The 20,542-nt window shown below is 71.6% G+C and carries 18 protein-coding genes and 3 pseudogenes; 10 read left to right on the forward strand and 11 right to left on the reverse strand.

Annotated elements, in window-relative coordinates:
* The 4 genes and pseudogenes from IF37_RS41020 to IF37_RS42880 form a co-directional block, all read left to right on the forward strand.
* Window positions 1–1,231: alpha/beta fold hydrolase (locus tag IF37_RS41020; RefSeq protein ID WP_030750790.1), on the forward strand; the 1,231-nt coding region annotated here is incomplete at its 5' end.
* 600 nt (window positions 1,232–1,831) lie between these two features.
* Window positions 1,832–3,000 (forward strand): annotated as a pseudogene (locus tag IF37_RS39990) (IS110 family transposase); the annotation flags it as partial.
* A 353-nt stretch (window positions 3,001–3,353) separates the two neighbouring features.
* Window positions 3,354–3,839, forward strand: a complete 486-nt coding sequence (locus IF37_RS46120; protein WP_106981901.1) for an FAD-dependent monooxygenase — start codon at window positions 3,354–3,356, stop codon at window positions 3,837–3,839.
* Between the two features lie 686 nt (window positions 3,840–4,525).
* Window positions 4,526–4,796, forward strand: a pseudogene (locus IF37_RS42880) (transposase); the annotation flags it as partial.
* 184 nt (window positions 4,797–4,980) lie between these two features.
* Here IF37_RS42880 and IF37_RS46125 read toward each other — a convergent pair.
* On the reverse strand, window positions 4,981–5,229 hold the full coding sequence (locus IF37_RS46125; RefSeq protein WP_253915914.1) for a hypothetical protein: 249 nt from the start codon (window positions 5,227–5,229) through the stop codon (window positions 4,981–4,983).
* A 178-nt stretch (window positions 5,230–5,407) separates the two neighbouring features.
* Between IF37_RS46125 and IF37_RS45090 the strand changes: the two genes are divergently transcribed.
* The 4 genes from IF37_RS45090 (at window position 5,408) to IF37_RS0132340 (ending at window position 11,189) form a co-directional block, all read left to right on the forward strand.
* Window positions 5,408–5,866: a hypothetical protein gene (locus IF37_RS45090; protein WP_173457050.1), complete on the forward strand. Its 459-nt coding sequence runs from the start codon at window positions 5,408–5,410 to the stop codon at window positions 5,864–5,866.
* Complete coding sequence (locus tag IF37_RS41030) at window positions 5,863–7,164, forward strand: caspase family protein (RefSeq protein WP_052845487.1); 1,302 nt, start codon at window positions 5,863–5,865, stop codon at window positions 7,162–7,164. The genes IF37_RS45090 and IF37_RS41030 overlap by 4 nt, the downstream gene beginning before the upstream one ends.
* Before the next feature lie 312 nt (window positions 7,165–7,476).
* Window positions 7,477–7,599 carry a hypothetical protein gene (locus IF37_RS46495; RefSeq protein WP_301540369.1) on the forward strand — a complete coding sequence of 41 codons (123 nt, stop codon included), beginning with the start codon at window positions 7,477–7,479 and terminating at the stop codon, window positions 7,597–7,599.
* Between the two features lie 377 nt (window positions 7,600–7,976).
* Complete coding sequence (locus IF37_RS0132340) at window positions 7,977–11,189, forward strand: NB-ARC domain-containing protein (RefSeq protein WP_158727428.1); 3,213 nt, start codon at window positions 7,977–7,979, stop codon at window positions 11,187–11,189.
* Between the two features lie 155 nt (window positions 11,190–11,344).
* On the opposite strand, the gene IF37_RS0132345 is transcribed toward IF37_RS0132340, so the two are convergent.
* Genes IF37_RS0132345 through IF37_RS41040 form a run of 3 tightly spaced genes read right to left on the reverse strand, consistent with a single transcriptional unit; the run spans window position 11,345 to window position 12,874 of the window.
* Window positions 11,345–11,542, reverse strand: coding sequence for a hypothetical protein (locus IF37_RS0132345; RefSeq protein ID WP_030750806.1), 198 nt, complete (start codon window positions 11,540–11,542; stop codon window positions 11,345–11,347).
* Between the two features lie 2 nt (window positions 11,543–11,544).
* Complete coding sequence (locus IF37_RS41035; protein ID WP_052845489.1) at window positions 11,545–12,327, reverse strand: hypothetical protein; 783 nt, start codon at window positions 12,325–12,327, stop codon at window positions 11,545–11,547.
* A complete protein-coding gene (locus tag IF37_RS41040) occupies window positions 12,296–12,874 on the reverse strand; it encodes a hypothetical protein (RefSeq protein WP_052845490.1) in 579 nt (192 codons plus the stop codon). The genes IF37_RS41035 and IF37_RS41040 overlap by 32 nt, the downstream gene beginning before the upstream one ends.
* Before the next feature lie 47 nt (window positions 12,875–12,921).
* Here IF37_RS41040 and IF37_RS0132355 point away from each other — a divergent pair, with 47 nt between their 5' ends.
* Window positions 12,922–13,194, forward strand: a complete 273-nt coding sequence (locus IF37_RS0132355; RefSeq protein WP_030750817.1) for a hypothetical protein — start codon at window positions 12,922–12,924, stop codon at window positions 13,192–13,194.
* A 205-nt stretch (window positions 13,195–13,399) separates the two neighbouring features.
* Window positions 13,400–13,618 (forward strand): annotated as a pseudogene (locus IF37_RS0132360) (hypothetical protein); the annotation flags it as partial.
* Here the strand turns inward: IF37_RS0132360 and IF37_RS46685 are convergent.
* From IF37_RS46685 to IF37_RS0132390, 7 genes are all read right to left on the reverse strand, one after another.
* Window positions 13,552–14,004: an ankyrin repeat domain-containing protein gene (locus IF37_RS46685; protein ID WP_079165991.1), complete on the reverse strand. Its 453-nt coding sequence runs from the start codon at window positions 14,002–14,004 to the stop codon at window positions 13,552–13,554. The pseudogene IF37_RS0132360 and the gene IF37_RS46685 sit on opposite strands and share 67 nt — an antisense overlap.
* 152 nt (window positions 14,005–14,156) lie before the next feature.
* Window positions 14,157–15,164 (reverse strand): 2,3-diaminopropionate biosynthesis protein SbnB, encoded by a 1,008-nt coding sequence (sbnB, locus tag IF37_RS0132365; RefSeq protein ID WP_030750822.1) that lies wholly within the window; start codon window positions 15,162–15,164, stop codon window positions 14,157–14,159.
* Between the two features lie 76 nt (window positions 15,165–15,240).
* Window positions 15,241–16,188 (reverse strand): 2,3-diaminopropionate biosynthesis protein SbnA, encoded by a 948-nt coding sequence (sbnA, locus tag IF37_RS0132370; RefSeq protein ID WP_030750824.1) that lies wholly within the window; start codon window positions 16,186–16,188, stop codon window positions 15,241–15,243.
* Window positions 16,185–17,411, reverse strand: coding sequence for a glutamate synthase-related protein (locus tag IF37_RS0132375; protein ID WP_030750827.1), 1,227 nt, complete (start codon window positions 17,409–17,411; stop codon window positions 16,185–16,187). The genes sbnA and IF37_RS0132375 overlap by 4 nt, the downstream gene beginning before the upstream one ends.
* A complete protein-coding gene (locus IF37_RS45320) occupies window positions 17,408–18,421 on the reverse strand; it encodes an asparagine synthetase A (RefSeq protein ID WP_030750829.1) in 1,014 nt (337 codons plus the stop codon). The genes IF37_RS0132375 and IF37_RS45320 overlap by 4 nt, the downstream gene beginning before the upstream one ends.
* A gap of 72 nt (window positions 18,422–18,493) precedes the next feature.
* A complete protein-coding gene (locus tag IF37_RS45325) occupies window positions 18,494–19,777 on the reverse strand; it encodes a methylaspartate mutase (RefSeq protein WP_030750833.1) in 1,284 nt (427 codons plus the stop codon).
* Complete coding sequence (locus IF37_RS0132390; protein ID WP_030750837.1) at window positions 19,764–20,234, reverse strand: cobalamin B12-binding domain-containing protein; 471 nt, start codon at window positions 20,232–20,234, stop codon at window positions 19,764–19,766. The genes IF37_RS45325 and IF37_RS0132390 overlap by 14 nt, the downstream gene beginning before the upstream one ends.
* Window positions 20,235–20,542 lie beyond the last annotated feature (308 nt).

Genomic DNA, 20,542 nt, shown 5'->3' on the forward strand with positions numbered 1-20,542 from the left:
CGCCGAACTCCGCACCCACCTCCAGCGACAGCTGCCCGACTACATGGTCCCGAGCAGCTACGTCACCCTCGACCGGCTCCCCCTCACACCCAACGGCAAGGTCGACACCAAGGCCCTCCCCGCACCCGACCACCACCGACCCCAACTCGAGACCGTCTACACCGCACCCCGGAACTCCACGGAGCAGGCCGTCGCCGCCGTGTGGTCCGACGTCCTCGGCGTCGACACCGTCGGCATCCACGACAACTTCTTCGAACTGGGCGGACAGTCGATCAGCTCGGTGCGGGTGGTCTCCCGGCTGCGGGAAGCCGGTCTGGTCGTCGCGCTCCAGCAGATCGTGCGCCATCCGACGGTGGCCCAGCTGGCGGCAGCGCTGGACGTGCCGCAGCCGGCGTCGGCTGGGCTGGTGGTGCTCCTGTCGTCCGTGGCGGACCCGGAGCTGCCCGTACTGTTCTGCGTCCACCCGGGCGGCGGCAGCACCCACCCGTACCGGGCGCTCGCCCGGCGTCTGGCGGGCACGTTCACCGTGTACGGCGTCCAGGCGCCGGGGCTGGACGCGGGTGAGGCACCGCTCGTCGGGATCGAGTCGATCGCGGACCGGTACTGGCGGGAGATCCGCCGGGTACAGCCGGAGGGCCCGTGCACGATCCTCGGCTGGTCGACCGGCGCGGTGATCGCGCACGCGATGGGTGTGCACGCTCCGGACGAGGTGGCCGGTCTGTTCCTGCTGGAGCCGGCGGTGACCGCCGACGACCAGCGGGACCGCTTCCAGCGGCACGCCGAGGTGTACCGCCGGGTGAACGCGCTGTGGCGCCGCGGGCAGGACCAGCGAGGCACCGAACGGGCGGCTACGGAGCGGGAGTTGCGCCGTCTGGCACCGGAGATGAACCTCGACGAGGACCTGGTCACGCTCGACGAGTGGCTGCCCTACGCGGTGCTGGAGGCCGAGGTGCGCTCGCTCGCCGCCTACCGGCCCGGTCGCTCGTCGGCCAGGGCGACGCTGTTCGTCAGCGACACGGTGCGCGACGGCAGCGGCGACGAGGTGCCGGAGGCCCGGTACATCGCCCACTGGCGCGGGCTGTACCCGGCGGGTCTGGCCCAGCGGGCGATGCCGGGGCGTCACATGGAGATGGTCAGGGGCGACGAGCAGCTGGACGTCGTGGTCTCCGCGGTGCGGGAGGCCGTACCGGCCCGCACCGCCGACCGGGAACGGGAGCTGCTGTCGGCCTGACCCGGGAGCGTCACCGGAGCCGAAGGAACGGGATGAGGGGCCCGCCACATGTGGCGGGCCCCTCATCCCGTTCCTTCGGCTCGCCCGTCGTCCGTGAGCGGCGGTAACCGCCGCCGCCGCGATCACGGCCGTCGTCGTGGGAGTCGGTCGTGGGAGTCGGTCGTGGGACTTGGTCGTAGGTGTGCGTCGTGGGTGTGTCGTGAGAGTTCGACGTGGGAGGGCGCTACCCTGGTCGGCCCCCAAGGGGGCTCCTCCCCGCCCGTGCCGTCGGCCGGTGGCGGCGCGGCCTTCGGGGCCTGCGGGGCACACCGTCTCCGCGCCCTGGCCGGCGCCTGGCTCCCCCTCCTCCCTCCGCCCTCCCCCCCGTTACCTTTTTCGTGGCTCCGCAATGGGGCCCCGGCCTTCGGGTCCGGCATGACTTCCCCCCTTGTTGTTCATGATCCGGGGGGTGTCACCGGGTCCGGAGGCATCGACGGACCGCTGATGAGGGGCTTGAGCGCCGGCTTCACCCGAGCCGGAAGAGCTCTCCGTAACGTGGATGTGGCAGCTCGGTGCCAAGGCAAGGCCGGACGAAAGCGTGACCGGAGGGGCCTGCACGTGATCGACACCGGCGACATCGACGTCTTCCTCGGTCTGAACGTCGGCAAGGGCGAACACCACGCCACCGTCGTCACCCCGGCCGGAAAGAAGGCGTTCGACAAGCGCCTGCCCAACACCGAGCCCAAGCTCCGCGAGCTGTTCGCGAAACTCCAGGCCAAGCACGGAACGGTGCTGGTCGTGGTCGATCAGCCGGCCTCGATCGGCGCCCTGCCGCTGGCCGTTGCGAGGAACATGGGCTGCCCGGTCGCCTACCTGCCGGGGCTGACGATGCGGCGGATCGCCGATCTCTATCCGGGCGAGGCGAAGACCGATGCGAGAGACGCATTCATCATCGCGGATGCGGCCCGGGCGATGCCGCACACGCTGCGGGCGATCGATGGCGAGGACGAGACGATCGCCGAGCTGGAGATGATCGTCGGGTTCGACGACGACTTGGCCGGCGAGGCCACCCGCGTCGCCAACCGGCTGCACGGCCTGCTGACCCAGATCCATCCGTCTCTGGAACGGGTCCTGGGACCGCGGTTGCAGCACCCTGCCGTCCTGGCCTTGCTGGAGCGGTTCGGCTCCCCGGCACAGATGCGCAAGGCGGGCCGTCGGCGACTGGTCACGCTGCTGCTGCGGCCGAAGGCGCCGAGGATGGCCGAGCGGCTGGTCGAGGAGATCTTCGCCGCGCTGGACGAGCAGACCGTCACCGTTCCGGGGACCGAAGCGGCCGCGTTGATCGTTCCGAGCCTGGCCGTCTCGCTCGCCGCCGTGCTCGATCAGCGCAAGCTGCTGGCCGGGCGGATCGAGGAACTGCTGGAGGACCACCCTCTTTCGAAGGTCCTGACGTCCATGCCGGGCATCGGCGTCAGGACCGGAGCCCGCATCCTGATCGAGGTCGGCGACGGCAGCACCTTCCCGACCGCCGGCCACCTCGCCGCCTACGCAGGACTCGCACCCGCGACCCGCGGTTCCGGGTCGTCGATCCGCGGTGAACAGCCCTCCAGGAGAGGAAACAAGCGCTCAAACGGGCCTTCTTCCTCTCCGCGTTCGCCGCTCTGGGGGACCCGGCATCGCGGGCCTACTACGACAAGAAGATCACCCAGGGCAAGCACCACACCCAGGCCCTGCTCTGCCTCGCCCGCCGCAGGGCCGACGTCCTGTTCGCGATGCTCCGCGACGGAACCTCGGGCCTCGGCTTCGACTTCGTCTTCTGCGCGCCGCCGTTCTGGCGGGCCTGCGCCATCGTGGCCCGCAGCGACCCGGGGCAGGTCAACGTCGGACGTCTCGCCGCCGCTCATGCCTGCCCCCACGGAAGGTATCCGAGGTTCAGGTACCCGAGGCCGGCCACCCGCCGCACCTGGTCCACCAGTTGCCCGGTGAACAGTCGCCGGGCCGACGTCTCGCCGTGTCAGTCGATGTGGTCGAACACCACCTGCGGGTCCTTCATCGCGCGCACCCGCCATTCTCCTCGCGGGGTCGACCCCTTGACACTGCGGCGTCTTCTTGGCCCTTTTGGCCCTCGGTCATAGTCGGCGCCATGGACTATGACGTAGTCGTGGCCGGAGGCGGCCCGGTCGGACTGATGCTGGCCTGCGAACTCCGGCTCGGAGGCGCGCGGGTGGCCGTCCTGGAGCGCCTCACCGAAGTGGACCCGACGATCAAGGGCGGGGCGATCACCACGCCCAGCGCACTCGACCTCACCGACGACCAGGAGCTCCGGGTCGTCGCCGCGGGGTACGCCGGCCGCGTCGACACCCTGACGGCCGGCTGCCCGTCCCGCCCGGAACTGGCGGCGGTGCTCCTCCGTCCGGACGGCTTCACGGCCTGGGCGGCCGACGCGGGGGCACAGGCGCCGATGCCGACGGTCGGGCTGGCGGAAGCGCTGGAGGGGTGGTTCGGAATGCCGGAGGGCGCGGTGATGCCGGACCGGTGTCCAGCCGGATCCCGTTGTCGCAGCGTCGGTCCGAGCAGGACGGCCGCTGCACCACGCCCCGTCGGATCAGCCACCCGAACGGGGCGGTGACCATCGCCTCGCCGCCGGTCTCCTGAAGGCGGTCGGTGAGCCGGTCGGCCAGCAGCCGTGGCGCACCACCGGGCAGCGCCAGCAGGCCCTCCAGGCGGGCCAGCTCCGTCCTTGCCGCCGCCTTCACCCTGGTCCTGCTGCTACCCGGACAGCCGCTCCCACAGGCCGCGGGGCGGTCGTCCTGGCTGTGATCGCCGACCTGCATGGCCGCTCGTGGCGGGCGATGGAGTGCCGCTCGTGCCGCGTGGCCGCCACACCCGGCGCGAAGGTCGTCTCCACTACCCGAGTCGCCTCCGACCCGGGGGCCGGCTCCGTAGGCCTCTGCCGAGCAGCCGCCGACCCGCTCCGCACCGCCGCCACCTGCTTGGACCTCGCCCAGTTCGCTGCGCGGGTCGTCGGCGTGGGCGACCCCCAGCTGGTTGGAGCCGCTTGCCCAGCGCGGAAGTTCGGGTGCGGCCGCGGCGAGGATGGTGTCGAACCGAGGAAGGTCGCTACCGCCGGCGGCCGGGGCGACTATGCCGCGCTCGGTCATCATCATGCCGATCACTGCGCTGAGACCGAGCGGCTCGCGCCCGTCGCACCGTACGACCGTGCCGGTGCGCGCTTCGGCTTCGCCGTACGGGCGTCGCCGTCCCACAGCGGCCTCGCGCGGCGATCGACCCGGGTCAACGCCCCTGATGCCGACGCGCATCGAAGCGGAGCAGTACCGCGTACGGGCTGCCCGTGCGACCGGCCTGCGGAACCTGCCCTTGCACGACACCGCGCAAAACAGGGTTTGGCTGGAGATCGTCCAGATTGCACTTGATCTGCTGGCATGTGGATGCCCATGCTCACTCTGACCGGTGAAATCCGCAGGTGGGAGCCTCGCCGCCTCCAGCTCCGCCTCCTCTCCGCCGCCGCCCAGATCGTCACCACCGCCCGCTGCAGCACCTGAAGTTTGCACGTCACTGGCCCTGAACGGACGTGATCACAAGCGCCCCGGCACGGCTCGAAGCCCTCCCGGACCCTGGCTGACCAGCACGTTCCCATCCCTGCAGCACCACCCCGCCGGACCCGTGGAAACCGGCGCCCACCCGAGGCGACAGCCGGGCCATCAGCGTGCCCACCACCGACCTGACTGCCATACCGGTTGAAAGGTGGGTCAGAGGGTGGCGAGGGAGACGATGCGCTCGGCCAGGTCGGCGTACGTCCAGCCGGCGCCGGATGCCGCGAGCGGGAGCAAGCTCGTAACGGTTAGGCCCGGGCGGGCGTTGACCTCCAGGTACATGGGTTCACCCGCGGCGTCACAGCGGAAGTCGGTGCGCGAGTAGGTGTGCGCGCCGAAGCCCAGGGCCTTGTGCGCGCACTCAGGTCCGCAGACTCCCGCCGGTGACCGGAGCGCTGCCGGCACATCCTGGGGCCGCCAGGCGCCGGACGGCCTGGGGGGAGCCGGAGGCGGTGGCCAGGTCGTATACCCATGAGGCGATCGTGGTGGCTTCGTCGATCTCGTTGGCGTCGTTCCACGGCCGGTGTCCAGGCCGAGGTCGACGTCTTGAGGACGGGCCTGGTGGACGACATCGGTGAGGGTCATGCCGACCGAGCATCTCGCTGATCCACTTTCCCTCAGTCCGGGGCCGGCGGGAAGGAACATCGGTCAGGATGGATGCGTGATGAGCCAAGGTGAACGGGAACTGTGGTTGCGCGTATCAGGGCCGACAGACCAACTGCTGTCCCTGACGGACTGGTTACGGCATGAGGACGGACTACGGGGCAGGGTACGGCCCTTCCAGCCACCGCCGGTCCCGGGCCAGATGGGTGGGGCGCTGGATGCGCTCGCGGTGGCCGTCGGGTCCGGAGGTATGGGCGCGGTACTCGCCAACTGCCTGTCCACCTGGATCAGCCAGCGACGCTCTGATGTGCGGATCACCGTGAGCACGCGAGATGGCCGCACCGTAGAGGTGGACGGCAAGGGCGTAGATCCGCAGGCACTTACGCGGGATATCGAGCGCCTGCTCAACAACGATGAGGCGGAGGGAGGTCCCCAGTGACGCGGTTACCGGACCCGGACCGCTCGCGCGCCATTCTCATCGGCACCGGCACCCACGCCGACGGATCCGAGTTGCCTAACCTGCCCGCTATCAGCGCCAACCTCGCAGATCTGCGGCAGGTGCTCACCGATCCGGCCACCGGCTCCCTGTCGCAGGAGCACTGCATCGTGGCGCGCGATCCCGCCACCGCAGGGGAGGTTGGCAGCCTCCTGACCCGCGCCGCTCAGGAAGCGACTGACCTGCTGTTCGTGTACTACGGCGGGCACGGGCTGGTGGACGACCGGGGCAGGCTTCACCTCGCGCTGCCCCGCACCGACGCCGCGCGCATCCGGTGGACCGCGCTGCCGTTCGAAACCTTGCGCGAGGAACTGCTCGACAGCCCGGCGGCGATCCGAGTGCTGGTGCTCGACTGCTGTTTCTCTGGGCGTGCCATCGAGGCGATGACCAGCGGGCACAGCACGGTCGCCGGTCAGATCGACATCGCCGGCACTTACACACTCGCCTCCACCTCCGCGAACGCCGTCGCCTACGCGCCTCAGGGCACGAGGTACACGGCATTCACCGGCGCCTTGCTCACGGCTCTGCGAGGGCCGGTGGCACTGAACCTGGACGACCTCTTCGACGAGGTACGACGCGATCTCGCACTACGCGATCTGCCGCGACCCCAGCGCCGGGTGGTCAACAACGCCGGCAAGCTCATCCTGGCGCGCCCTCCCGATCCGGATGCGCCCCGCCTTGCCTTTGCCAGCGACCCGCCTCCCACCGCGTGGACGGATCCTGACGCCTCTGCCCCGTTGAAACCCCGCCGTCCGAAGGTGAAGATCCACATTCCGATCTGGGTGTGGCCGCTGTTCATCGCCGCGGCGGCCGGACTGGGCGGGTGGTACTGGCTGCACACGCAGACACACTGGAGCAAGGGTGATCTCAGAGACGCGGTGCATCAGGTAGCCGCGGATCTGAACAAAGAGTCACAGTATGGCGACACCTCCCTCGAGAGCTACATCGCACAGGACATCGACCAATCGGGCAAGGGACCACCACACGGGTTCACTCCCTCGGTGGAACACGTATCACATCCGGACACCGACGGCGGAGGCGCTGGTGACTACGAAGTCACCAGCGACGACAACGCCTTCTGCATGCACGTGACCACATTCGTCGAGAAGGGGGCAGCCCACGGCATCCTTGATGGAGTCACCTTTTACGCCACAGTCACGGACGGTACCTGTTCCACCGCCAAACCTCCGAGAACCCGCAATGGTTCGAGTCCGTCATCAACACCCTCAAAGACCAGGTAGCCGGATCATTCTCCGGGCCTCGGCCCAACGGTCGCCGGTGAGTACGGCTTCGACGGTGGTGTGCGCCGCCGATATCGCCGCACCCAGACCGGGCGGGCCGCCGACGCGGCCCGTCGGTGGGGGTCTCGCCCGCCCGTCCGGCCCCTGCCGGTGCCGCGGGCTACGGCTCCGTGAGTTCCTTCAGCCGGGCGGCGTAGAGGGACAGGATCCGCTCGGTCTCGGCAGGACCAGGAGCTGGCCGCCGTCATCGGCCGGCTGCGCACGCTGACCGCAACCGGCGACTTCGCCTACTTCACCGACATCGCCCACTTCATGGCCGCCCTGCCCCTGCCGGAGCCCTCGACCACCTGTTGGACCACGAGCGAGGACACCGTCCGCTCCGCATGGCGCGGCCTGGTCCAGGCCCGGCAGGAACACCTGCTCGGCGAAAACTGACCCCGAACGCGCGGCGGCCCAGACCAGAGGTATCCGGCCGGGCCGCCCCATACACGGGCTGGCTCTGTTCATGAGAACGGACGGCAGATGTTCACCGCGTCGGGAGGCCCTTCCACGCGGCGCTGTTCGAATGCCACAAGGTCTGGGAGGGGCTGGGCAGCGGAAGCTTCCGGGTCGGCTCACGGCTACGGCCTCAGGCTGCGGCCCGCTGCCGGTATCGGGCGAGGGAATGCGGCATGTGGCAGGAGAGGCAGGGCTAGAGTCCAGGACGGTTGTCAGATCTTCCCAGGGGGTGGGAGATGGCGGTGGGCCGACTGCGTGGTGCTCTTCTGGGGGCGCTTGGTGCGGTGGCGGTGGCGGATGCCACGCTCCTGTCCTTGGCCGGGAACGCAGCGACCGGGGACGAGAAGTGGCCCGGTGTGCTGGACTTGCTGCGGACCAGGGCGTGGTGGGCGGTGGGCGTGTTAACGCTGGCCGCGGTCGTCGTCGGGTGGCTGGTCGCACGTGCCGAGCGGATCCCGGTGGTGGAGGGCGACCCCCCTCCGCCCCCGGCGCCTGCGGTGGAGGGGTGGCTGGTGCAACGTGACGAGCTGCGGCAGGCTGTCGACGCGGTGCTCGCGCCGGGCGGTACGACGGTGGGGCTGACGACGTCGCTGCACGGCGCGGGTGGCTTCGGCAAGACCCGGCTGGCTCGGATGGTGTGTGCCGACCGCACCGTCCGGCGTCGTTTCCGGGGCCGTGTCTACCTGGTGACCGTCGGCCGGGACCTGCGCTCCACCGCCGAGATCGCGGCTAAGGTCGGTGAGGTCACCCGGCTCATCACGGGCGACACGACCACCTTCACCGACCCGGACCTGGCCGGCGACCACCTCGGCCGCCTCCTGGAGCAGCGTCCCCGCACACTGCTGTTCCTGGACGACGTGTGGGAACGCGAGCAGTTGGACCCATTCCTGCGGGGAGCGCCCCGGTGCGTGAGGCTGGTCACCACCCGGCGCCCGCACCTCCTGGACGGCAGACCGGGCAGCCGGCTCGTCGCGGTGGACGCGATGACGGAGCGCGAAGCGCGGGCAGTCCTGCTGCAGGATCTTGACACCTCGCTGCTGCCGGTCGGCACGGTGACCGCGCTGCTGGCACACACCGGGCGTTGGCCGCTGCTGCTGCGTCTGGTCAACCGCCTGATCGTGGCCGAGACACAACTGGGGACAGACACCGCCGACGCGGCGCGCGATGCCGTGCGACGGCTTCGGCAGGCGGGCCCCGCGATGGCGGATGCCTCGGGAATGGACGCTGCCGTACCTGGTCAACGTGAACGGGCGGTGGAGGCCACCGTCGAGGCCGCGGTCGGTCTTCTTCCGCCCGGCGGACCAGACCGGCTCAGGGAACTCGGAGTCTTCGCGGAGGACGACCCCGTTCCTGTGGCCTTGGTGCGCCGGTTCTGGCAGTCCTGCGCCGGTCTCACCGGTGAGCGGGCCAACAGCCTGCTCAAGGAACTCTCCGGCCTGTCCCTGATCACAGTCGACCCGACGGCCGGCGGACGGATCACGCTCCATGACGTCCTCCGCGACTACCTGCGGCAAGCCCTCGGCTCCAGTGGCCTGGCCAGGGCCAACGCCCACCTGGTAGACGCGATCACTGGAAGCCTCCCGTCGGCGACGCCTCTTGCCGTGAGCGCGCCGAACCCCCGGCACGCGTGGTGGGACACCACCGACGGCTATGTGCTGGACCACGCCGTCGCACACCTCCTCGCCGCCGGCCGTAGTGCCGACGCCGAAGCGCTCGCCGGCGACCTGCGCTGGATCGACCGCCGCCTGCGACAGCGCGGCCCCAACGCCCCCATCGAGGATCTCCTGCAGGCCGGAAGCCCTGATGCCGCCGAACGCGCCGCTGACCTGCGCCGTGCCGCTCACCTCCTCCAGCCCACGCAGCCCGGCCACTCTCTCACTGCCGTCCTTCACAGCCGCTTGGCCGGCATTCCCCGCTGGACCGGCCAAGTCGCCGCTCACGCCCGGCAGGGCGTCGGTCCCGGGCTCAGCAATCTCTGGCCGCTGCCTGACCAGGCACAGCCCTCGATTCTTCGCACTCTGACCGGTCACACCGGCCCGGTGGCGGCGGTGGCGATCTCCCCTGACGGCACCTGGCTCGCCACCGGCGGTCACGACGGGTCGGTGCGGATCTGGGACCCGGCCACCGGCACAGAGACCACCACCCTCACCGGCCACACCGGCCCGGTGGCCGCGGTGGCGATCTCCCCTGACGGCACCTGGCTCGCCACCACCAGCTACGACGGGTCGATGTGGATCTGGGACCCGGCTACCCGCACCGGAATCACCGCCCTCACCGGCCACGTCCCGCTGCGCTCGGTGGTGATCTCCCCCGACGGCACCTGGTTCGCCACCACCAGCTACAACGGGCCGGTGCGGATCTGGGACCTGACCACCGGCGCCCGGACCACCACCCTCACCGGCCACACCGGCCCGGTGGCAGCGGTGGCGGTCTCCCCCGACGGCACCTGGCTCGCCACCACCGGCTACGACGGGCTAGTGCACGTCTGGGACTTGGCCACCGGCACCGGAACCACCACCCTCACCGGCCGCGTCGGCCGGGCGGAGGCGATGGCGGTCTCCCCCGACGGCACCTGGCTCGCCACCACCGGCTACGACGGGCTGGTGCACATCTGGGACCCGGCCATCCACACCCAGTCCGCCACCCTCACCAGCCACACCCGCCACGCCGGCTCCGTGGAGGCGGTGGCGGTTTCCCCGGACGGCACCTGGCTCGCCACCGCCGGCGACGACCAGACGGTACGGATCTGGGACCCGGCTACCGGCACCGAAACCACCACCCTCACCGGCGTCATCGGCCGGGTGGCCGCGGTGGCGGTCTCTCCTGACGGCACCTGGCTCGCCACCGCAGGAGAGGACGGGCTGGTGCGGATCTGGGATCCGGCCACCGGCACTCAGACCACCCTCCTCACCGGCGTCATCGGCCGGGTGGCCGCGGTGGCGGTCTCTCCTGACGGCACCTGGCTCGCCACCGCCGGTGACGACGGGCTGGTGCGGATCTGGGATCCGGCCACCGGCACCCAGACCACCCTCCTCACTGGCCACACCAGTTGGGTGGCCGCGGTCGCGATCTCTCCTGACGGCACCTGGCTCGCTACCGGCGGCGCGGACGGGGCGGTGCGGATATGGGACCCGGCCGCGGGCACCGAGACCACTACCCTCACCGGCCTCACCCCGCTGCGCACCATGGCGATCTCCCCGGACGGCACCTGGCTCGCCACCGCCGGAGAGGACGGGCTGGTGCGGATCTGGGATCCGGCTACCGGCACCCAGACCACCGCCCTCACCGGCCACACCGGACCGGTGCGCTCGGTGGCCATCTCTCCCGACGGCACCTGGCTCACCACCACCGGTGACGACAGATCGGTTCGAATCTGGAGCACGGGCACCTGGGAACCTGCGGCGATCATGCGCACCGACCATCCACTGCGCTGCTGCCAGTGGCTGCCTTCCGGTGCCAGCCTCGTCGTCGGCGGCCGAGGCGGCATGTACCACTTCCGCTTCGACCCTGGCACTCCGTCACCGTGATCTTGTCCGCCTGCCGCGCACGACGGCACCGCGAGCCGTGCGTAAGGGCCCAGGCCGCGAGGCCCGCGGGGAGTCAGCTCGCGTCGGCGCTCCGGCCCACCAACTGGGTGAGCAGCTCGACGATCTGCGCTGCGCGCCTGATTGCGGTCGGTCTTCTAGGACAGCCCGCGGACGGCATCGGCGAGCCCGTCCACCTTCTCACCGAGGTTGCCGACCTTCTGGTCCAGGTTGCCGGCCTGGAGACGCACGGCGGCCAGGTCGCTGTCTACGATCCCGAATTCCCGATCGGTACGCTCCGAGACTTCCGTGAAACGGCGCGCCCGGGCACGCAATGTGACGCGCGGCAGCGACACGTCTACTGCCTCGACGCCGCCCGGTTCACGACCAGCATCCCTCCGGGAGCCCTCAAGCCGAAACCGGACGCTCGCCGTCGAGTACGGCACGACCCTTGCTCCACCCGGGTGGTGACGAGGGGCAGCTTCCAGCCCCGCTCCTTCGCGCCGGGACGGCCGGAGGAGATGAGATACCACCTGCCGGTGACGGAACCTCTGCCGACGGCTCGGGGCCGTTCGAGGAGTTCGTCAACGCCTGCCGTGTGCGCGTACGGCGCGAAGGCCGGTTCGAGGTCGCGCACCATCGTCACGCACCGGGGGGCGTCGATCCGGCTGGCCAGGTCGAGGGAGCGGATGGCGGTCTCCGCGGCGATGTCGGGTTCGCCGTCGCGGAGGTAGGTCTCGGCCTGGTAGGTCAGGAACACGGATTTGGTCTTGGAGCGGGTGGCAGGCAGCAGGGCGATGCCCTCGTCCATGAGCCGGTGGGCCTGACTGCGCTGACCGAGATCGGCGAGGCAACGGCCGCCGTCCGAGGCCAGGTCGGCGTGTGACATCCACGAGCACCAGGCGGGGGCGGGATCGTACGACACGGTGTCCAGCGCCTTCTCCGCGGCGGTGAGAACCCGGCGGCACCGGCCGTCCTCGTTGAGGAGGGCGAGGGCGCGGGCCTGGCGCAGGTGGAGGAGGGACCGCGCGGCGGGGTGCTGGGTGCGGGGGATGGCGTGTTCGAGGATGTCGGCGGCGGTGCGGGCGTCCTTGAGCCACAGCAGTTGGTTACGCGAGGTCGGAGAGGATGCCCGCGCCAAGGTCGCGCTGGTGAGCGGTGTGGGCGTTGTGGAGGGCTGCGTGCCAGAAGCGGCCGGCGGAGGCGTGGCGGCGTTCGTCGAAGTGCTGCCAGGCGATGGCCTGCGAGAGGGAGGCGGCCAGGGTGTGCAGCCGCTGTCCGGCGGCGGGGGTGTAGCGGGACTCGCTGATGAAGTCGGTGACGGTGGTCAGGTGGGCGTCGAGGAGGTGGCGGGTGCGGCGCCTGCGTTCGGTGGCGAGACGGATCAGCTCCGCTCCGGTTGCCTCCAGCCAGTCGAGCATCTCGGCGTCGACTTCGCCGGGCGCGGCGAGGTGCGCGAGCCGGCTGGGCTCGGTGACGGCCCACTGGTGGTTCAGGACGGTGTTCAGCCTGCGGTGCTCCTCGGAGATCTCGGCGGGCTGTTCGTTGCTCTCAGCGGTGAGTGCAGCGTCGGCTCGCAGTCCGTAGATGCCGTCTGGGACAAGCGGAGGCAGCGGCGATCCGGAGGCGCGGGCCTGGGCGACGGCGAGGCGCCAGGACTGCGGCTGTACGGGGCCGTCGCGATCCATGAAACACGTGGCTGGACCCCGGGGTACTGGGCGTCCGGCAGGACCTGATGCTGAGTGACGAGCTGCCAACCGAAGGCACGGATGTCGGAAACGGAGCCACCCCGGTTCTCCACGACCACGGCTTCCGGCAGCACCAGCAGGCCTGTTCGAATGGGAATGTCCCGGTCTTTATCGAGCGTGCCGACGTCGGCGGGTTCCAGGGTGACGGCCGCCGCCATGACGGCCGCGTGGGCGGTCGGCGAGATGATGAGGACCTCAGCGCCATCAAGAAGCTTCAAGACCTGCTGGACCTGCCACTGCGCCGCCTCGGCGGGGCTTGACGGCCATGGGGGCCTTTTCCCCTGCTTTCCGAGCATCATCGCGAACGCTCGCGTCGGTGCGCAGCGCGGCGAGCGCGGGATCCGCCGGCGGATCGGCGGGCGGCGGAGGCCTGAGCGGTGCGGCCGCTGCGGACGGCTGGCGGACCACCGTGGGGCACGGCAATCAACCTGGCCCCGGCAGCGGGCCTTGGCCGGGCGCCCTTGGTTCCTCTCCGCATTCGCCGCTCTGGGCGACCCGGTCTCCAGGGCCTACTACGACAAGGAGATCGCCCAGGGCAAGCAGCACACCCAAGCCCTGCTCTGCCTCGCCCGACGACGGGCCGGCGTCCTCTTCGCCATGCTCCGCGACGGCACCTTCTACGAGCCCCGGCCAGCCACGGCAGACGGCGTCCAGGAGGAAGCCCCGTCCCCGGCCGGAAGGTGAACAGCCACGTCGTAGTTGGCGATCCGCCCCGCCAGCGCCCTCGGGCTCACACCATGCACATTGTCCAGGTCAGGGTCAGCACCGGCTTCGAGAAGGAGGCGAATCGTCCCGCCTTCGCCCCGCGAACAGAACACCGCCCTCGACAACGGCGTATTGCCATGACGGTCCACGGCATCGACCGCCGCCCCCGCGGCCAGCAACACTTCGACGACCGCGAGGGCTTGTGCCTGAGCAGCAAAATGCAGCGGAGTCCAACCCTCTGCATCGGAAGCCCCCGGGTCAGCGCCCTCAGCCAGCAGCACCCTCAGGCCATCCACGTCCCCGCCGGCAGCGGCATAGTGCGCTGCGGTCCGACCCAATCGATCCCGATCCGTCATGCCGACCATCCTCACCCGGCTTGACCAAACAGATAGGGGCACCCCCTCCCCTCCGTCTCCCTCCCGGCGCACACGGCGACGCCCCGGTCTCGTGGTCCCACCGTGTGTACGGTGGGAGCGCGAGACCGGGGCGTCGGAGGATGCGGCCGGTGCCGCCCGGCTCACCAGCGCTTCAGCTCGGGGAAGAAGGCCGGTATCTCGGTCGCGCGGCCGGTGCGCACGGCGGTCCGGTAGATGTGGTAGCCGACGGCCAGGTCGAGGACGCCGAGGCCGAACGGGGAGAAGACGGTGGGGCGGTCGTGGTCCAGGGTCACCTCGCCGCGCAGCACGTCGGCCAGCGTGCCGTCGATGAAGTCGCGCGTGCCGTACTCCGTCTCCGTCAGGTGGGGCGAGGTCTGGGCGGTGAGGCAGTGGTCGATGTCGTCCAGGATGTTGTGGCACTTGATCATGACGGTGGGGTGGATGTCGCGCAGGGACAGGTTCAGGATGAGCTGGCCCGGCAGCAGGGTCTGTCCGTCCGCCAGCCAGGGCGCCGGAGCGGTGGTGGCGAGGACGACGAGGTCGGCGGTGGCCAGGGCCGCGTCGATCTGTGTCACGGTGCGGGTCCGCCAGCCGTGGGTGTCGGCGGCGTAGGCGGCGAAGGTCTCGGCGTACGTGTCGACGTGGTCGTGGACCAGGCACTCGCGGACGTCGGTGCCGCGGGCCGCGAGGAAGTCGGAGACGGTCCGGCCGATGACGCCGGCGCCGACGAAGAGCACGGTCTTCGGGCCGTCGCCGTCGGCGAGGGTCTCCACGGCGAGCGCGGCGGACGCCGCGGTGCGGGCGGCGCTGATGCCGGACGCCTCCAGGCAGGCGAACGGGTATCCGGTCTCGGCGTCGTTCAGCAGCAGGACGGCGGAGGCGCGCGGCAGGTTCCGGCGTACGTTCTGCGGGTAGCTGGCGATCCACTTGAGGCCGGAGACCGGTGTGTCGCCGTTGAGGTGGGCGGGCAGGGCGATGATCCGGGCGCCCGGGTCGTGCGGGAAGCGCAGGAAGTGGCTGTTGGGGTTCACGGTGGCCCCGCGGCTGTGCTGGAGGTAGGTGTCCCGCACGATGTCCAGGACGTCCGACGGCGCGGAGCCGATGACATCCTGGGCGACGGAGCCGTCGATCACATGGAAGGTCGACATCGGTGGTTGCCTTTCGCGGGCGGAGCGGGCGGGTGGAGCGAGCGGACCGGTGGCGCGGAGGTACGGACGGGCGGGATCAGGTGCGGACGCCGAGGTTCCGCTCGACCCAGTCGTCGTTGTAGACCGTGCCGAGGTAGCGCTCGCCGAGGTCGGGGGAGATCGCGGCGATGCGGGAGCCGGCCGGGATGGTGCCGGCCCGGCGGCGGACGGCGGCCAGGACCGAGCCGGTGGAGCCGCCGGTGAGCAGGCCGTGGGTGCGGGCGAGCAGTCGGCACTCGCGTACGGCGTCCTCCTCGGCGACCAGTACCACGTCGTCGGCGAGGCCGGGTTCGAACAGTTCGGGGATGCGGCTGGCGCCCAGGCCGGGGATGCGGCGGGGACCGGGTGCGGCGCCGAGGATGATGGAGCCGAGGGCGTCGACGGCGACGATCCGGGTGTGCGGCGAGAATTCGCGCAGGTGCTGCGCGCAGCCGACGAAGGTGCCGGTGGAGCCGACGCCGATGAACAGGTAGTCGAGGTGCTGGACCTCCTTGAGCAGGGTGCGCGCGGTCTGTTCGTAGTGGGCGCGCGGGTTGGCCGGGTTGGCGTACTGGTTGAGCCAGACCACGGTCGGGTCCGCCTCGATGTGGCGCCGGATGTGGGCGATGCGGGACTCGAGGAAGCCGCCGTTGGCGTCGACGGTGTCGACGACGACCACCTCGGCGCCCAGGGCACGCATGTGGTCGATGCTGGTGGCGTTGGTGTTGGGGTCGACGACGCAGGTGAAGCGGTAGCCCTTGGTGGCGCAGATGGAGCTGAGGGCGATCCCCAGGTTTCCGGAGGAGGACTCGATGACGCGGGCGCCCGGGGTGAGGACGCCGCGGTGCTCGGCGTCCTCGATGAGGCTCAGCGCGGTCTTGAGTTTGACGGAGCCGGCCGGGTTGAGGCCCTCGATCTTCAGGAAGACCTCCGAGCCGGGCACCAGCCGGGGCAGCAGGACGAAGAGGTCGTCGGTGACCAGGTCGTAGGTGTGCTCGTAGATCATGACCGGGGCTCCCAGAGGTCTTCGGGGCCGGTCTCCTCCGCCGTGTAGCGGCCCAGCGCGCTGACGGCCATGCGCAGTTCCAGTGCCATGGCGTCCAGCAGGCGCTCGAGTCCGTGCTCGGGGTCCTCGTCGGCGGCGATCAGGGCGGCGCGGCCGAGGCCGACGGCGCGGGCGCCGAGGGCGAGCAGCTTCACGGCGCGGATGCCGTCCCAGACGCGTCCGCTGGCGAGGAGGGTGCGGCCGGCGGGGTCGACGCGGCGCATGGTTTCGGCGAGGGGCAGTCCGACGTGGCCGAGGAAGCCGGTCGGGGCCCAGCCGGTGCCGCCCTCGGCGCCGTCGACGGCGACGGCGTCGGCGCCGGAGTCCCAGGCGATGGCCGCGGCCCGGCCGACGTCGCGGCCGGGGAAGAGCTTCACCCAGCAGCGGGCGCGCGGGTAGTTGTTGCGCATGAGCTGGATCTGCCGGCGGAAGATCTCGTCGGTGAAGGTGCCGGGGCTCGCGCAGCGCAGGATCGACGCGTCGCCGGGGCCGAGCCGTTCGACGGCGTACTGTCCGGCGAGGTCGGCCGCGACCGCTTCGCTGACCATGGTGAGGCCGCCGAGGCCGGGCTTGGCGCCCTGGCCGACCTTGAGTTCGAAGCCGAGGCGGCCGGAGGTGAGCAGGCCGGTGACGGCGGGGTCGCTGTAGACGTGGTTCCAGACCTCGGAGTCGGCGTCCTCGGTGCTCTGCTGGACGCAGATGCCGCCGACGCCGTCGGGGAGTTCCTCGCAGTACGCCTGGATGCGTTCCAGCAGGCCCTTGCGGTGCTCGTCGCCGCCGGAGCGGAAGCCGTTCATGGGGGCGACGTTCTCGCCGATGACCATGGGGATGCCGAGGCGTCCGGCCTGGCGGCTGAGGGCGAGGCTGGTGCCGGCGACGCGGGTGGAGCCGAGCGCGGACAGATAGACCGGCAGCGGGGCGGTGAAGCCGCCGAGGGCGGTGTCGAGGCGGACGTCGGAGTAGAGGGGTTCGCGGCCGAGGTCGATGAGCTTGGCGAGGCGGCCCGGCATGAAGACGGGCGGGGCCAGGCGCAGCGCGTCGATCTCGTCGCCTGCGGGTGCGGGGGCGGCGCCGAAGACGGCGGTGCCGTAGCTGTCCAGGGGCGGGAAGACGGCGGCGGCGCCGTCGCGGGCCCGGGCGCGGACGGTGTCCTCGGGCAGGCCGGGTGCGGTCAGCTGGGTCACGGCGACACGACCCCCGCGATCTTCGGGAAGGCGGTGGTCTGCCAGGCGGAGTCCAGGCCGGTGACCCAGCGGGTCAGGCGCTCCAGGCCGATGCCGAAGCCGGCGCTGCTGGGGATGCCGTGCCGGGCGACGTCGAGGTACCAGGCGTACTTGGAGGGGTTCTCGCCGGTCTCGCGCATCCGGGTGACCAGGGCGGCGTAGTCGTACTCGCGTTCGCTGCCGCTGCACAGTTCGCCGCAGCCCTCGGGGGCGATGAGGTCGAAGTTGAGCAGCGTGCCGGGCTCGGCGGGGCTCTCCTTGTCGTAGAAGCCGCGGGAGCCCTTGGGGTAGCCGACGATGAAGAACGGGGCGTCGGCCTGGCGGGAGATGCGCTCCTCGGCCTCCCACTCGATCTCGGTGCCGGCGGCCTGCGGGTAGCCGTCGCGGCGCAGGCCGTCGACGACGTCGCCGTGCGGGACGCGGGCGAACGGCCCGGCCACGTAGCGGCGCAGGGCCTCGGGGTCGCGGCCGAGGACGGCGAGGTCGTCGCCGCACTCGTCGACGGCGGTGGTCACGGCGTGGCGGACCAGCTGCTCGGCGACGGCCATGGCGTCGTCGCGGGTGGCGCCCGCGTACTCGACGTCGATCTGCCGGAACTCGGCGAGGTGGCGGTGGGTGCTGCTGGTCTCGACGGGTTCGAGGCGGACGTTGGGCGCGACGAGGAAGATGCGGTCGAAGGCCAGCAGTGACGCCTGCTTGTAGAGGATGGCGCTGGTCATCAGCTTGTAGCGGTGGCCGTAGTAGTCGACGTCGACCTGCTTGGCGCCGCGCGAGCCGGGGTCGGTGACGGGGCCGATGACCGGGTGGGCCATCTCCACGGCGCCGTCGGAGCGCAGGAAGGCGCGGGCACCGGCCACGAGCGCCTGCTGGACGCGCAGGGCCGCGCGGGTGCGCGGGTCGCGCAGGTGTTCCAGCGGGGAGGGCAGCGCGGGGGCCACGGGGGCCAGCGGGAGATCCATCTGGAGTGTCATGTCTGGCGTGTCCTGTCCTGTCGTTGCCGGGTGGGGGCTGTGGTTGTCGGGTGGGGCTGGCCCGGGTGAGCGTCAGCTCGCCGTCTCGAGGCGGGCGGCGGGGTCGTCGTAGCGGTTCTTGACGTGGTTGAGGGCGTGCAGCAGTCCGGACGGGGTGAGCCGCCGGGACGGCTGTGCGGTGGTGGGCCTGCCCAGGGGGAGCGATCCGGTGCGGGACCACTCCAGCCGGCCGCGGTCGGAGATGTAGCTGCGGGTGCGCCCGGCGTTGTCGGGGTGCAGACAGAAGGGGACGTCGAGGTAGCCGTGGGCGAAGGCGCGGATCAGGGCCTGGCCGAGGTCGTCGTGGAGGTGCAGGACGGCCTCGACGAGGGCGCGGGCCTCCGCCTCGACGCCGGTGGAGGGCGGCGGGGCGGCCGGCCGCGCGGTGCGGGCGGCGCGGGCCGCGGTCTCCAGCGCGGTGACGTTCTCCTCGACGGAGGGGATACGGGCCGACTCGGCCGGGGTCTTGACGATGAGGCGGGTGGCGCCGGTGCGTACGGCGAGCCGGGCGGCGTCCTCGACGAGCCGCAGCGCCCCGGCCCGGGTCTCCGGGTAGACGCCCATGTAGGCGTAGAGGACCACGTGCCAGGAGGTGTCCGGGAGGTGGTCGGCGGCGAGGGCGCGCAGTGCGTGGACGGCCTCCTCGTCCTGTTCGGGGCTGGTCTGCTGGGCGTAGCTGAGGGAGACGCTGCGCAGGCCGTGCCGGCGGAAGAACATGGCTTCCAGGACGGAGAGGGCGACGAGCAGGGAGGGCGGGCAGAGCTGGCCCAGCATGCAGCCGCCGAAGGTCTCCAGGTGCGGTTCGGTGCCGGTCTCGCGCAGGTCGGCGAGCTTGCGGCACGCTTCGGCCCAGGCGCGGACCGAGGTGGCCAGCGGGGTGCGGCCGTAGGGCAGGCAGTAGGAGACGGGGCCGCCCTCGGTGGCGTCGAGTCCGGCGGCGATGAGGGCTTCGACGATCCGGCCGGGCTGTGCGGAGCCGTGCCGTACCTGGACGGGGAAACCGGGTCCGTGGACGCCGTGGAGGAGGCCGGTGGTGGTCGCCGGGTCCATGCTGACCAGCGGGTAGCCGTTGAGGTGGTGGCCCTGGGCGACGGCGCGGGCGGCGGCGGCGTAGTCGCCGACGCGGGTGAAGCTGTCCAGGGTGAGGGTGCCGACGGTGGTGGCGTCGGCGGCGCGGGTGGCGATCAGGCCCCTGCGCATCCGGGCGGGGTCGGCGAAGCCCATGCGGGGCTGTACGACGAGGCCGCCGGTGCGGGCGGCGTCGGCCATGAAGCGGTGGAAGGCGCCGCCGGCGGGGGCGGGTTCAGCGGACGGCATCGGCGGGGGACCTTCCGTGCCGGTGCTCGGGCAGGGCGTCGAGCAGGGCGAGCAGTCCGGGTACGGCGTTGGCGCCGGTCAGGACGGCGTCGAAGCCGGCGTCGGTGAGCGAGGCGTGGACGTCCGGGGCGGTGGTGCCCGAGGTGTCCAGCTTGCCTCCGACGACGAGCGGCACCTCGGCCAGCGCGGGCACCGCGCGCACCGCGCGGGCCAGGCCGGGGGCCTCCTCGGCGCCGTGTCCGTTGACCGTGCTGACGACGATGAGGTCGGGTGTGCGGGCCGTGGCCTCCTCGACGAGGACGCCGACCGGGACGCACGCGCCGAGGTTGGTGACCTCCCAGCCCTGTTCCTCCAGCAGCAGTTGCAGGAAGAGCAGGTTCCAGGTGTGCGAGTCCGAGGCGATGGTGGTCAGGACGGCGTGGCGCGGGTTGTCCGGGGGCTGGCGATGCGGGTACACGACCGGCTTTTCCTCTCGACACCGTGATGGGGCCGCGACCGCTGCGATCGGGCCGGGCAGGCGGGAGTCTGACGACGGGGCCTGGTGACGTCGTCCATGGTGGCCAGCGGTGATCGCGGGCGGCACTGGGCAGTTGTGACCACCCGGCGGGGCGTCATTTGTGTCCACTGGGGGCGCCCGCCCGCGCGTCCTAGCGTGCTCGTCGCGGACGTTCGGTGCCGGCCGGTCACGGCTTCGGCGGCGGCGCGGCACCCGGTCCGCCCGGCGGTGCCCCGCCCCGCACCACGTGCCGCCCTCGAACTGCTTGT

Origin of the sequence: Streptomyces sp. NRRL S-31, assembly GCF_000718775.1 — a bacterium.
Classification (GTDB): domain Bacteria; phylum Actinomycetota; class Actinomycetes; order Streptomycetales; family Streptomycetaceae; genus Streptomyces.